This is a genomic window from Lysobacter yananisis, from assembly GCF_031199375.1.
GTDB classification, from domain to species: Bacteria; Pseudomonadota; Gammaproteobacteria; order Xanthomonadales; family Xanthomonadaceae; genus Lysobacter; species Lysobacter yananisis.
The window spans coordinates 1,260,626-1,272,393 of the sequence record NZ_CP133568.1 but is presented as its reverse complement, the minus strand read 5'-3'; the positions used below and the strand labels follow the sequence as shown (position 1 = coordinate 1,272,393).

Annotated in this window: 11 protein-coding genes; 6 read left to right on the top strand and 5 right to left on the bottom strand. The window is 71.0% G+C overall.

Annotated features, from left to right (window positions below; all coding sequences use genetic code 11):
* Nucleotides 1–97: 97 nt before the first annotated feature.
* Nucleotides 98–1,624, bottom strand: coding sequence for a YifB family Mg chelatase-like AAA ATPase (locus tag RDV84_RS05430; RefSeq protein WP_309152707.1), 1,527 nt, complete (start codon nucleotides 1,622–1,624; stop codon nucleotides 98–100).
* A 10-nt stretch (nucleotides 1,625–1,634) separates the two neighbouring features.
* On the bottom strand, nucleotides 1,635–1,913 hold the full coding sequence (gene ubiK / locus RDV84_RS05425; protein ID WP_057945892.1) for a ubiquinone biosynthesis accessory factor UbiK: 279 nt from the start codon (nucleotides 1,911–1,913) through the stop codon (nucleotides 1,635–1,637).
* Between the two features lie 332 nt (nucleotides 1,914–2,245).
* Here ubiK and RDV84_RS05420 point away from each other — a divergent pair, with 332 nt between their 5' ends.
* Nucleotides 2,246–2,584 (top strand): P-II family nitrogen regulator, encoded by a 339-nt coding sequence (locus RDV84_RS05420; protein ID WP_057945893.1) that lies wholly within the window; start codon nucleotides 2,246–2,248, stop codon nucleotides 2,582–2,584.
* 342 nt (nucleotides 2,585–2,926) lie between these two features.
* Here the strand turns inward: RDV84_RS05420 and RDV84_RS25870 are convergent, their stop codons facing one another.
* A complete protein-coding gene (locus RDV84_RS25870) occupies nucleotides 2,927–3,019 on the bottom strand; it encodes a DUF6053 domain-containing protein (protein ID WP_425606305.1) in 93 nt (30 codons plus the stop codon).
* Nucleotides 3,020–3,061: 42 nt separating this feature from the next.
* Nucleotides 3,062–3,973 carry a LysR family transcriptional regulator gene (locus RDV84_RS05410; RefSeq protein ID WP_309152705.1) on the bottom strand — a complete coding sequence of 304 codons (912 nt, stop codon included), beginning with the start codon at nucleotides 3,971–3,973 and terminating at the stop codon, nucleotides 3,062–3,064.
* Nucleotides 3,974–4,073: 100 nt separating this feature from the next.
* Here RDV84_RS05410 and RDV84_RS05405 point away from each other — a divergent pair, with 100 nt between their 5' ends.
* Together RDV84_RS05405 and RDV84_RS05400 are read left to right on the top strand one after the other, a co-directional pair.
* Nucleotides 4,074–5,138, top strand: coding sequence for a YeiH family protein (locus RDV84_RS05405; protein WP_425606306.1), 1,065 nt, complete (start codon nucleotides 4,074–4,076; stop codon nucleotides 5,136–5,138).
* Nucleotides 5,139–5,561: 423 nt separating this feature from the next.
* Entirely contained in the window at nucleotides 5,562–6,845 is a 1,284-nt protein-coding gene (locus tag RDV84_RS05400) for a M12 family metallo-peptidase (RefSeq protein WP_057945895.1), read from the top strand.
* 209 nt (nucleotides 6,846–7,054) lie between these two features.
* Here RDV84_RS05400 and speE read toward each other — a convergent pair whose 3' ends face one another.
* A complete protein-coding gene (gene speE / locus RDV84_RS05395; protein WP_078997307.1) occupies nucleotides 7,055–7,906 on the bottom strand; it encodes a polyamine aminopropyltransferase in 852 nt (283 codons plus the stop codon).
* A 304-nt stretch (nucleotides 7,907–8,210) separates the two neighbouring features.
* Here speE and speA point away from each other — a divergent pair, with 304 nt between their 5' ends.
* The 3 genes from speA (at nucleotide 8,211) to RDV84_RS05380 (ending at nucleotide 11,515) form a co-directional block, all read left to right on the top strand.
* A complete protein-coding gene (gene speA, locus RDV84_RS05390; RefSeq protein ID WP_250448120.1) occupies nucleotides 8,211–10,100 on the top strand; it encodes an arginine decarboxylase in 1,890 nt (629 codons plus the stop codon).
* 9 nt (nucleotides 10,101–10,109) lie between these two features.
* Nucleotides 10,110–10,364, top strand: a complete 255-nt coding sequence (locus tag RDV84_RS05385; protein ID WP_057945898.1) for a YciI family protein — start codon at nucleotides 10,110–10,112, stop codon at nucleotides 10,362–10,364.
* A gap of 272 nt (nucleotides 10,365–10,636) precedes the next feature.
* Entirely contained in the window at nucleotides 10,637–11,515 is an 879-nt protein-coding gene (locus RDV84_RS05380) for an NAD(P)-dependent oxidoreductase (RefSeq protein WP_057945899.1), read from the top strand.
* The last annotated feature ends 253 nt before the right edge of the window (nucleotides 11,516–11,768 follow it).

Below are 11,768 nucleotides of genomic sequence, written 5' to 3'. Positions count from 1 at the left end.
CGGCGCGGTCGCATCGGCGCCATCGCGTACCCGTCATCGCCGCGGGATGCGAGCGCGCCGCCGCGCTCGGCGACGCATGCCGCGCGATGGGCGACGGCTAGGACGCTCGCGCGGCGCTGTCGCGATCCGCGCGCCGATAACCGATGGCTTCGGTCAAATGCGCGGTGCCGATGTTGGCGCTGTCGGCCAGATCGGCGATGGTGCGCGCGACCCGCAAGATCCGGTGCATCGAGCGCGCCGACAGCTGCAGGCCGTCGACCGCCCGTTCCAGCAGCGCCTGGTCGCGTTCGCCCAGGCGGCAATGCTGGTTGGTCTGGGCCTGGTCGAGGCGCGAATTGGTCCGGCCGCTGCGCTCGGCCTGGCGCTGCCGCGCGGCGGTCACGCGCTCGCGGATCGCCGCGCTGCATTCGCCCTCGGGCTGGTCGGGGCGCAGCGCCGCCGGCGGCAGCCGCGGCACTTCGATGTGCAGGTCGATGCGGTCCAGCAGCGGGCCGGAGATGCGCGCGCGGTAGCGGCGGATGAGGTCTTCGGTGCAGCGGCAGCGCGCGCTGCTGTCGCCGGCCCAGCCGCAGGGGCAGGGATTCATCGCCGCGACCAACTGGAAGCGCGCCGGAAACTCGGCGCTGCGCGCCGCGCGCGACACCGTGACCGCGCCCGACTCCAGCGGCTCGCGCAGCACTTCCAGCGCGCGCCGCTCCCATTCGGGCAGCTCATCGAGGAACAGCACGCCTTGGTGCGCCAGCGATATCTCGCCGGGCCGCGGATCGGCGCCGCCGCCGACCAGCGCGACCGCGCTGGCGGTGTGGTGCGGGGCGCGGAACGGGCGCTGGCGCCAGCGCGACGGGTCCAGCGCGCGGCCGTGGCCGCCGCCGCCGACCGAGGCGATCGCCGCGGTTTCCAGCGCTTCGTCTTCGCTGGCCTCGGGCAGCAGGCCGGGCAGGCGCGAGGCGAGCAGGGTCTTGCCGCAGCCGGGCGGGCCGATCAGCAACAAATGGTGGCCGCCGGCCGCGGCGATCTCCAGCGCGCGTCGCGCCTGGGCCTGGCCGCGCACGTCGCGCATGTCCAGTTCCGGCGCGCGCGCCAGCGGCGGGGCCACGGCGCGCGGCAGCGACGCGCGTTCGCACAGCATCGCGCAGACCTCCGACAGCGTGCGCGCGGTGCGCGCCTCGACCCGGCTGGCCAGAGCCGCTTCGGCGCCGTTGCCGGCCGGCACCACCAGCCGCCGGCCGGCCTCGGCCGCGGCCAGCGCCGCCGGCAGCACGCCGTCGATCGCGCGCAGCTCGCCGGTGAGGCCGAGCTCGCCGAGGAACTCGCAATCGGCGAGCGCCGGCAGCGGCAGCTGTCCGCTCGCGGCGAGGATGCCGAGCGCGATGGCGAGGTCGTAGCGGCCGCCGTCCTTGGGCAGATCGGCCGGCGCGAGGTTGACGGTGATGCGTCGTTGCGGGAATTCGTACTGCGCCGAGGCGATCGCCGCGCGCACCCGGTCCTTGGCCTCGCGCACCGCGGCCTCGGGCAGGCCGACGATGTTCATGCACGGCAGGCCGCCGCCCAGATGCACTTCGACGCGTACCGCCGGCGCACGCACCCCCGTTCGCGCACGGCTGTGCACGAGCGCCAGGTTCATGGCGGACGGCTCAGTGCTGGGGGGCGTGCTGTGGTTCGGAAGCGTCGTCGAGCCGGGATTCGAGCTCGGCCACGGTGCGCTGCAGTTCTTCGAGCTTCTCGCGGGTGCGCAGCAGCACCGCGCGCTGCACTTCGAATTCCTCGCGGGTGACCAGGTCGAGCTTGGACAGCCCGGTCTGCAGCACGGACTTGAAGTTCTGCTGCATTTCCTCGCGGCCTTCGCGCACGCCAGGCGGGACCAGGGTGCTGAGGCGGCGGGCGAGGTCGTCGATGTAGTTCAGGTCGATCATGTAGATGCAACTCCTCCGGTATTGGGGTCAGCTTGACCGCCGGACCGGGGCGACGCCGTCGGCCGGGGCCGGGGCGGGCTGTCGGAAAAGTCCGAAGTGGATGACGCGGTCACTACATCACGGCGCTGGCGCGCGCGGCAAGCCTCCCCAGAGGCCGTTCGCCGCAGCTTTCATGTGCCGTTGCCATCCTCCGACGCACGCCGCGCAGGCGATGTGAACGCCGCCCGACCGGCGGCGCGGCGCCCGGCCGCGCTAGGTCGCGGCGCGCCGGCGCGCTATCCTGCGCGGCAATCGCAACGCCGGCGCGGCGCGGATCGGCAGGAGACAAGCGTATGAAGATGGTCATGGCGGTGATCAAGCCGTTCAAGCTCGACGACGTGCGCGAGGCGCTGGCCGAGGCCGGCGTGGCCGGCATCACCGCGACCGAGGTCAAGGGCTTCGGCCGCCAGAAGGGCCATACCGAGCTGTATCGCGGCGCCGAGTACGTGGTCGATTTCCTGCCCAAGATCAAGCTGGAAGTGGCGGTGACCGACGATCAGGTCGAAACCGTGGTCGAGGCGATCATGAAGGCCGCCGGCACCGGCAAGATCGGCGACGGCAAGATCTTCGTTTGGGACCTGGAGCGCGCGGTGCGCATCCGCACCGGCGAGATGGACGGCGACGCGCTGTAGCTCGCGCCTGCATTGCCGGCACCGGGTGAGTCGCGCCCGCGCCGTCGCGCCGCGCTTGCTCCCCGCGGCGCCCACGCCGCCGCTGCGCGCGCCGCGACAGGACTTTCGACCGATGCGGCCGCCCGCGACACTCGCGCTTCTCCGCGGCTGCGGGCCTCCCGTGAACTGGCTGCGCTTTCTCCGCCCCCGCGGCCTGTTCGTCAAGCAGGCGGTGAGTTTCTTCCTCGTCTTCAGCGCGGTGCGGTTCGTCGCCGGCATGATCGATGTGTGGATGTTGAGCGCGCGCTTCGAGCGCGCCGATCCGGCGACGACGCAAGCCAAGCGATTCGAACGATGCTCCGATCAGCGCCGCGCCGCCGTTGTGGGAGGGACTTCAGTCCCGATGCTCTTGTCCCAGGTCGCTCGAACAGCCCTCAAGGTCTGAACGAAAAGCATCGGGACTGAAGTCCCTCCCACAACAGCTAGGGTCGCCGTGTCTCAATGCTCGCGTTCGTATTCCAGGAACGCCTGCAAGGCCGGCGCGCGCGGACGGTTGGCCAGTTCCAGCCGGTACAGCGGGCGGCTCAGGGTTTCGTCCTCGCCCAACGCGATCGGGCGCACGCGCTGCATCAGGATCAGGTCGGCGACCACGGTCGCCGGCAGCAGGGCGATGCCGACGCCGGCGACGACCGCGCGGGCGATGGCCTCGCTGCTGCCGATCTCCATGGTCCGTTCCGGCGCGATGCCGCGCGCGGCGAACAGCGACTGGGCGACCTGGCGGGTGCCCGAGCCGGGCTCGCGCAACAGCCAGGTCTGGCGCGACAGCTCGCCGATCGACGGCCGCCGGCGCAGGCCGAGCGCGCTGTCGGCCGGCGCGACCAGGCGCAGCGGTTCGTCGCGCCAGTGGGCGACGGCGATGCGCGGGTCCTCGACGCTGCCTTCGACGTAGCCGATGTCGACCGTGCAGTCGATCACCGCGCGGCTGATTTCCTCGGTGTTGGCGACCGCCAGTTCGGTCGTCAGGCGCGGATGCGCGCGCACGAACGGACCCAGTTGCTGCGGCAGCCAGTAGGCCGCGACCGTGGTGCTGGCGCCGATGCGCAGCCGGCCCTGGCGCAGCTCGACCCGGTCGCGCACGTCCTCGGTGGCGATGCGTTCCAGGGCGAAGATCGCGCGGGCGTGCTCGAACACGGCGCGGCCGTGGTCGGTCAGGGCGATGCCGTGGACGCCGCCGCGCACCGCCTTGCCGTCGCTGCCGGTGCGTTCCAGCAGCGGCAGGTCGAGCTGGTGCTCCAGTTCGCGCACCGCCTTGGACACCGCCGACTGGCTGACGAACAGCGCCTCGGCCGCGCGCGAGAAGCCTTGTTGCTCGACCACGGTCAGGAACACGCGCAGCAGGTGCAGGTTCATGGCTATGAGCTCAACTCATGGATCGTTGAATTATATGTATTGGACTCCGAAAAGGGGCGGGCCTACCGTGGCACCGCCTTTCCGCATCGAGTACGCCGCCGTGTCCGCCGCCCTGACTCCGACCTCGCCCGTCCCCGCCGCCCCGCAAGGCGCGCACCGGCAACCGGGGTTCTGGCCCGGACTGGCGCTGGCGGCGGCGATCGCGGCCGCGGCCATGGGCTTGGCCGCGCTGCCGGCGCTGCAGGCGGCCGGGCTCAGCGCGCTGACCCTGGCGATCGTGCTGGGCATCGCCGCGGGCAACACCGTGTTTCCGGCCATCGCCGGCCGGGTCGGCAGCGGCGTGGACTTCAGCAAGGCCATGCTGCTGCGCGCCGGCATCGTGCTGTACGGCTTGCGGGTGACCTTCCAGGAGATCGCCGGGGTCGGCGCGGCCGGGCTGGCGGTGGACATCGTCGTGGTCGCCGGCATCTTCTGCCTGGGCACCTGGCTGGGCACGCGCTGGCTGAAGCTCGACCGCGAGACCTCGATGCTGATCGGCGCCGGCAGCGCGATCTGCGGCGCGGCGGCGGTGATGGCGACCGAGCCGGTGGTCAAGGGCCAGGCGCACAAGGTGTCGGTGGCGGTGGCCACGGTGGTGGTGTTCGGCACCGTGGGCATGTTCGTCTACCCCTGGGCCTATCCGTACCTGGGCCTGAGCGAGCATGCCTACGGCGTGTTCGCCGGTTCGACGATCCACGAGGTGGCCCAGGTCGTCGTCGCCGGGCGCGCGGTGAGCGAGCAGGCGGCGTCGGCGGCGGTGATCGAGAAGATGCTGCGGGTGATGCTGCTGGCGCCGTTCCTGCTGATCCTGTCCTCGCGCCTGGGCGCGGGCGCCGGCGCGGACGGAACCCGGTCGAAGATCGTGATCCCGTGGTTCGCGCTGCTGTTCGTCGCGGTCAGCGGGATCAATTCGCTGCACCTGCTGCCAGCGGCATGGAAGGCCGCGCTGATCCAGCTCGACACGGTGCTGCTGGCGATGGCGATGGCCGCGCTGGGGCTGCGCACCCACATCGGCGCGATCCGCCAGGCCGGCGCCAAGCCGATGCTGCTGGCGGCGGTGCTGTTCGCGACGCTGACCGTGGGCGGTTATGCGCTCAATGTCGGCGCGGCGAAATTGTTCGGCTGAGCCTGGCGGACGCCGCGCGAGTTGCGGCCTGGGTGCCGCACATGCGCAGTAAGCGTGGTTTCGCGGTCGCAGCTTGCGTAGTTCCTACACTTTGGGACAGCTCCGCGTCTGTCGGGGCTGTCGGTCGTTCGGCCCGATAAAAGCGTCGCTGCGCGCATCGGCAGGCTTCGACCTGCGCGGCCCGGAAGTATCAAACCGTGAATATGTGATGCGCCCCGTGTTTCGCGGCGCGCGCGGCGCTTGCGCGCTCGATTCGGCCGCCGCGCCGCGTGCCTAAGCTCAGCAGCGTTCGCGGTAGCTCGACCGCGCCCCTGCGCCATCGCCCCGACGCGACCGGCAAGCGGCGATGCGGCCATGAACCCATCGCGCGGCCATCGCCGCCGCGGTGCCCATCATCGCTGCAACGTTGAGGAGAGAACTCAGATGCGCAAGACCTTGTTGGTAGCCTCCATCGCCGGCGCGATCGCGGCCGCGGCGAATCTCGCCGGCGCGCAATCGGCCACGGCGCCGGAACTGTTCCGCGCGCAGCCTTCGCGCGCCGCGGCGACCGCCGCGGTTCCGGCCCATGTCCAGGGCATGCTGCGCGGCAACAGCGCGCACTGGGCGGCGGCGGTGTCGATCGACCGCAAGCTGCTGGTCGACGGCCAGCGCGAGATGGTGCTGAGCCTGCCCGAAGGCGCGCGCATGCACATGCGGCTGGCCAAGTCGTACCGCACCGCGGACGGCGAGGTGGTGTGGTCGGGCGCGGACCGGCTGCTGGCCAACGGCCAGCTCCAGCTCGGCGCGCAGGCGCCGTCGACCGCGCTGTTCGTGGTGCGCGGCGAGCGCGTCACCGGCCAGATCGCCACCGCCACCGGCGAGGTGTACGAACTGCTGACCTCCGAGAACGGCGCGCAGCAATACCTGGTCAAGCGCGATCCGGCGAGCCTGGAAGGCGGCGACGACACGCCGGCGCACGTCGACCTGCCGCCGCAGCGCGACAACGGCGCGCGCGCGTCCGCCTCGGCCAACGCCTTGCTGGCCGATCCGGTGGTGCGCGTGTTGCAGGTCTATACGCCCGAAGCGGTGGCCGAACTCGGCGGCGAGAACTCGGCCAACGACCGCGCTGCGTTCTTCATCGCCCAGTCGAACACCGCGTTCGCCAACAACGGCCTGGCGGTGCGCTTCCAAAGCGCCGGCGTGCGCTTCGCCAGCCAGGGCCAGGCGACCAACACCGCGTCCACGCTGGTGTCGCGCATCAAGACCACCAACGACGGCTGGTACGACGCGTATGCCACCACCGAGCGCGACAACACCGGCGCCGACCTGGTCGCGCTGGTCGTGCGCACCGGCCTGACCAGCCCCAGCGGCGCGTTGTGCGGCCAGGCCGCGGCGATCGGCGCGAGCGCGGCCAACGGCTTCTTCGTGCAGAACCATTCGTGCAGCACCTTCACCTTCGTGCACGAGGCCGCGCACCTGTTCGGCGCGCGCCACGACAACGATTCCACCACCACGCCGTTCGCGTACGGACACGGCTACGTCAACTCGACCGGCAACTTCCGCACGATCATGGCGGTGAACTCGAACCCGCAGCCGCGCATCGGCTATTTCTCCACGATCGACCAGAGCTATGTCTCCGGCGGCGTGAGCCGGCCGCTGGGCACGAGCACGCGCGACAACGAGCGGGTGATGCGCGAGCGCGCGGCGGCGATGGCGGCGTTCCGCTGAGGGGAGTCCGATCCGGAGCCCGGTTGGGTTCCGGATCGCGAACTTGCCCGGGACGCTATCGGTAGGAACTGCGCAAGCTGCGACCGCGTTGCAGCCGTTTGCGTCGTCAGCGCGGTGTCGCGGCCGCGGCTCGCGCCGCTCCTACAGTCGTGCTATGAAAAAGCCCCGCGAGTGCGGGGCTTTTTCTTCCAGCGAAACCTGCGAAGCGCTTACTCGCCCAGCGCCTGCGCCACGAACGCCGGGGTCGACAGCGCGCCGTGGTGGATGCCGGCGTTGTAGTACTTGGTCGCGAAGCCCTTGCCCTGGGCGTCGGCCTGGCGGAAATCGAAACCGCCGGCCTTGCGCGCCAGGGTGCAGCTCCACCAGCCGGTCGGGTAGCACGGCTGCGGGAACGGCAGGGTCTTGAAGGTCGTGAAGCCGGCCTTGCCCATCTCGGTGCGCATTTCCTGGATCAGCTTGAGCAGCATCAGCGGCGATTCGGACTGCTGCACCAGGATGCCGTCCTCGCGCAGGGCGCGGAAGCAGCTGTCGTAGAACGCCTTGTTGAACAGGCCCTCGGCCGGGCCGACCGGGTCGGTGGAATCGACGATGATGAGGTCGACGCTGCCGGCCGGGCGGTTGGCCATGTAGGCGATGCCGTCGTCGAACAGCAGCTGGGCGCGCGCGTCGCCGTTGCTGTCGCACAGCTCCGGGAACCACTTCTCGGCCATGCGCGTGACCTGCTCGTCGATGTCGCACTGCACGGCTTCCTCGACGCCGGGGTGCTTGAGCACCTCGCGCAGGGTGCCGCAGTCGCCGCCGCCGATGATCACCACGTTCTTCGGCGCGGCGTGGGTGAACAGCGCCGGGTGCGACATCATCTCGTGGTAGAGGAAGTTGTCGCGCGTGGTCAGCATGACCGCGCCGTCGATCAGCATCAGGTTGCCCCAGTCGGTGGTCTCGAAGATCTCGATCTTCTGGAACGGCGACTGCACCTCGTCGAGCTTGCGGGTGATGCGATAGCCGATGGACGAGCCGGTCGGCTCGAAGTTCTCGTAATGCCACTGGGCTTCGTTGGTCATGCGCTTGCTCCTGAATAAGACGACGCGGGTTCGGACGATGGATCGGCCTTCCGGCGGGCGGCGGCGAACGGCGGGCCGGACCGGCGGCGGCCCGGGCGGCGCCGGGCTTGGGGCGCGGATTGTAGCGGACCGGTATGAACGCACGTCGCGAGGGCGGCCGGCGGGCGGTTCCGGCGCGCCCGGCGGACCCGCGGCGCGGCGGTTTTTGCCGATCCGGCCGATCCGGGCCGCGCGCGGACGGTCCCCCGGAAGGACGCGGCCTGTAGAATGCGCCTTCCCCACGGTTTTCTACGGTAACGCGCCGATGTCCGACTGGTCGCTCGATCAGGCCCGCAAGACCTATTCGATCCCGCATTGGTCCGAAGGCTACTTCGACATCGACGGCGCCGGCCGGATCGTGGTCAAGCCGCGCGGCGAGCGCGGCCCGACCGTGCCGCTGCCCGAAGTGGTCGATGCCGCGCGCGCGGCCGGCGCCAAGCTGCCGCTGCTGGTGCGCTTCCCCGACATCCTCGGCGACCGCCTCGGCAAGCTGCAGAGCGCGTTCGCCCAGGCGATGAAGGATTGGGACTACGCCGGCGGCTACACCGCGGTCTACCCGATCAAGGTCAACCAGCACCAGGGCGTCGCCGGCACGCTGGCCTCGCACGCGGGCGAGGGCTTCGGCCTGGAAGCCGGCAGCAAGCCCGAGCTGATGGCGGTGCTGGCGCTGAGCCGGCCGGGCGGGCTGATCGTGTGCAACGGCTACAAGGACCGCGAGTACATCCGCCTGGCCCTGATCGGCCGCAAGCTCGGCATGGAGACCTACATCGTGGTCGAAAAGCCGTCCGAGCTGGCGCTGGTGTTCGAGGAAGCCAAGGCGCTGGACGTGAAGCCGGGCCTGGGCGTGCGCATGCGCCTGGCCTCGCTGGGCGCGGGCAAGTGGCAGAACAGCGGCGGCGACAAGGCCAAGTTCGGCCTCAGCCCGCGCCAGGTGCTGGACCTGTGGAAGCAGCTGCGCGACAACGGCCTGCAGGATTGCCTGGGCCTGCTGCACTTCCACATGGGCTCGCAGATTTCCAACGTGCGCGACATCGCCAACGGCATGCGCGAGGCCACGCGCTATTTCGTCGAACTGTCCAAGCTCGGCGCCAAGGTGCGCTACATGGACGTCGGCGGCGGCCTCGGCATCGACTACGAAGGCACCCGTTCGCGCAGCTATTGCTCGATCAACTACGGCGTCAATCAATACGCTTCGAACATCGTCCAGCCGCTGGCCGAGGCCTGCCAGGAATACGGCCTGACCCCGCCGCGCGTGGTCACCGAGTGCGGCCGCGCGATGACCGCGCACCACGCGGTGCTGGTGGCGAACGTGTCGGAGATTGAAGAAGCGCCCGAAGGCCGGGTGCCGCCCGCGCACGAGGACGAGCCGGCGGTGATCCGCCACCTGCGCGAGATCCACGACGAACTCGGCCAGCGCCCGGCGGTGGAGCTGTTCCACGAAGCCCAGCACCATCACGGCGAAGGCCTGTCGCTGTACGCGCTGGGCCAGATCGACCTGACCCACCGCGCGCGCATCGACGATCTGTTCTACGCGATCGCCCACGCCGTGCGCGCGCGCCTGGACGTGGGCGAGAAGAGCCACCGCGACCTGCTCGACGAGCTCAATGAGCGCCTGGTCGACAAGTATTTCGTCAATTTCAGTGTGTTCGAGTCGATGCCGGACGTGTGGGCGATCGATCAGGTGTTCCCGATCGCGCCGATCGAGCGCTTGAACGAGAAGCCGCAACGGCGCGGCGTGATCGCCGACCTGACCTGCGATTCGGACGGCAAGATCGACACCTACGTCGAGACCGAAGGCCTGGACAGCTCGCTGCCGCTGCATGCGCTCAAGCCGGGCGAGAGCTACCGGCTCGGCTTCTTCCTGGTCGGCGCGTACCAGGAAATCCTCGGCGACATCCACAACCTGTTCGGCGACACCGACGCGCTGGAAGTGCGCGTGGACGGCGACGGCTATCGCTTCGCCCAGCAGCGCCGCGGCGACACCACCGACGTGATGCTCGACTACGTCGGCTACAAGCTGGCCGAGCTGCGCGCCGCCTACAGCGCCAAGGTCGCCGCCGCGGGCCTGCCGGCCGAGGAGGCCGCGCGCCTGGAAGCGGCGCTGGAGACCGGGCTGACCGGCTACACCTATCTCGACGACACTCCGCTGGCCTGAGGAGGCGCGATGAACCGCTATTTGGTCATGGTCATGCGCCTGCCGCAGTTCGACACCGAACAGATCGGCCCGCACCGCGAGTTCCTCGACGGCCTGCGCGCACAGGCGCGGCTGGAGCTGTCCGGCGGCTTCGGCGACAAGACCGGCGGCGCCTACGTCCTGCGCGCGGTCGACCTGGAAGAGGCGCGGGTGCTGGCTTTCGCCGATCCGCTGCACCTGACCGGGTCCTCGCGGGTCGACGTTTACGAGTGGCAGGCCGCCTGAATCGGGCTTGAGGCGCCCGGCGGGCGCCTGCCCGGGCCCGGGCGGCCGCGCCGCGGACCGGCCTGCGGGCCGCCGCCCGGTGGCGGCAATGAACGGTTTAGGGACGCCGGCGGCTGGCGCGACTGGCGGCCGGGAACGGGATCTCCCCCCTGCGCCGCCGGCACCGGCCCGGGCGCGAGCGCCGGGTCGCGACAGCGGACCGAGCGCGCAACGCGGCGATGCCGCATCATGGTTTGGCAACAATCAGCGCCCGGACGGGCAGAAGGTTCGAAATGAAAGCAGGGGTGATCGGTCTGGGAGCGATGGGCGCGCCGATGGCGCGCTACATACACGCCACGGGGGGGCTGACCGCGGTCGGCAACCGGACCCAGGCCAAGGCCGACGCGCTGGCGTCGGAACTGGGCGTGCGCGCGGCGCGGTCGGCGGCGAACTTCGCCGACTGCGACGTGGTGGTGCTGTGCGTGTCGCTCGACGCGGACGTGCTGGAGAACGTGGCCGCGCTGGCCGAGGTGCTCAAGCCGGGCGCGATCGTGGTCGACCATTCGACCGTCTCGGTCGAGACCGCGCGCCGCGCGGCGGCGACGCTGGGCGCGCACGACATCGGCTTCCTCGACGCGCCGGTGTCCGGCGGCGTGGAAGGCGCGCGCAACGGCAAGCTGTCGATCATGGTCGGCGGCGACGCGGCCCAGTTCGAGCGCGTGCAGCCGATCGTCGCCAGCTACGCCGCGCGTATCACCCACATGGGCGGCACCGGCGCCGGCCAGGCGACCAAGGCGATCAACCAGGTGCTGGTCGCCGGCATCAACGAAGCGGTGTGCGAAGGCCTGGCGCTGGGCGAGAAGCTCGGCCTGGACGCGGACAAGCTGCTGCCGACGCTGATGGCCGGCGCGGCCAGCAACTGGTTCCTCGACAAGCGCGGCGCGACCATGCTGCGCGACGAGTTCGCGCCCGGCTTCAAGTGCCAGCACATGCTCAAGGACCTGCGCATCGTCCAGGGCATCGCCCGCGACACCGGCATCCGCACCGCCACCCTCGACCAGGCCGCGGCCGACTACGCCGAACTGATCGAGCGCGGCTACGGCGAAGCCGACACCTCGGCGCTGATCGCGCTCAAGCGCGTCCGCGCCCAAGCCGAAAGCGACGCGGCCTGAGCCCGCGCCATCGCGCCGCCCGGCCAATCCGGGCGGCGCGCACCCAATCGCCGTGAATCCGCCCCGCTCCTTGTAGGAGCGGGGCAAGCCGCGACCGCGCCACCGCAACTACGACGATTCCCGCCGGCAGCCCGTGCCGGCACAACGATGGCTGCCGCCGCCGCGAACCCGCGGCTGCCCCCTGTAGGAGCGGCGCAAGCCGCGACCGCGCCACCGCGCCTGCGACGATTCCAGCCGAGAAGCCGACACCTCG

Excerpts from the sequence above, each read along its gene's own strand:
- speA (WP_250448120.1), top strand. The coding sequence starts at position 8,211 with ATGTCCGACTGGTCGCTCGATCAGGCCCGCAAGACCTATTCGATCCCG.
- ubiK (WP_057945892.1), bottom strand. The coding sequence starts at position 1,913 with ATGATCGACCTGAACTACATCGACGACCTCGCCCGCCGCCTCAGCACC.
- RDV84_RS05420 (WP_057945893.1), top strand. The coding sequence starts at position 2,246 with ATGAAGATGGTCATGGCGGTGATCAAGCCGTTCAAGCTCGACGACGTG.
- RDV84_RS05400 (WP_057945895.1), top strand. The coding sequence starts at position 5,562 with ATGCGCAAGACCTTGTTGGTAGCCTCCATCGCCGGCGCGATCGCGGCC.
- RDV84_RS05430 (WP_309152707.1), bottom strand. The coding sequence starts at position 1,624 with ATGAACCTGGCGCTCGTGCACAGCCGTGCGCGAACGGGGGTGCGTGCG.
- RDV84_RS05380 (WP_057945899.1), top strand. The coding sequence starts at position 10,637 with ATGAAAGCAGGGGTGATCGGTCTGGGAGCGATGGGCGCGCCGATGGCG.
- RDV84_RS05410 (WP_309152705.1), bottom strand. The coding sequence starts at position 3,973 with ATGAACCTGCACCTGCTGCGCGTGTTCCTGACCGTGGTCGAGCAACAA.
- speE (WP_078997307.1), bottom strand. The coding sequence starts at position 7,906 with ATGACCAACGAAGCCCAGTGGCATTACGAGAACTTCGAGCCGACCGGC.
- RDV84_RS05385 (WP_057945898.1), top strand. The coding sequence starts at position 10,110 with ATGAACCGCTATTTGGTCATGGTCATGCGCCTGCCGCAGTTCGACACC.
- RDV84_RS25870 (WP_425606305.1), bottom strand. The coding sequence starts at position 3,019 with ATGCTTTTCGTTCAGACCTTGAGGGCTGTTCGAGCGACCTGGGACAAG.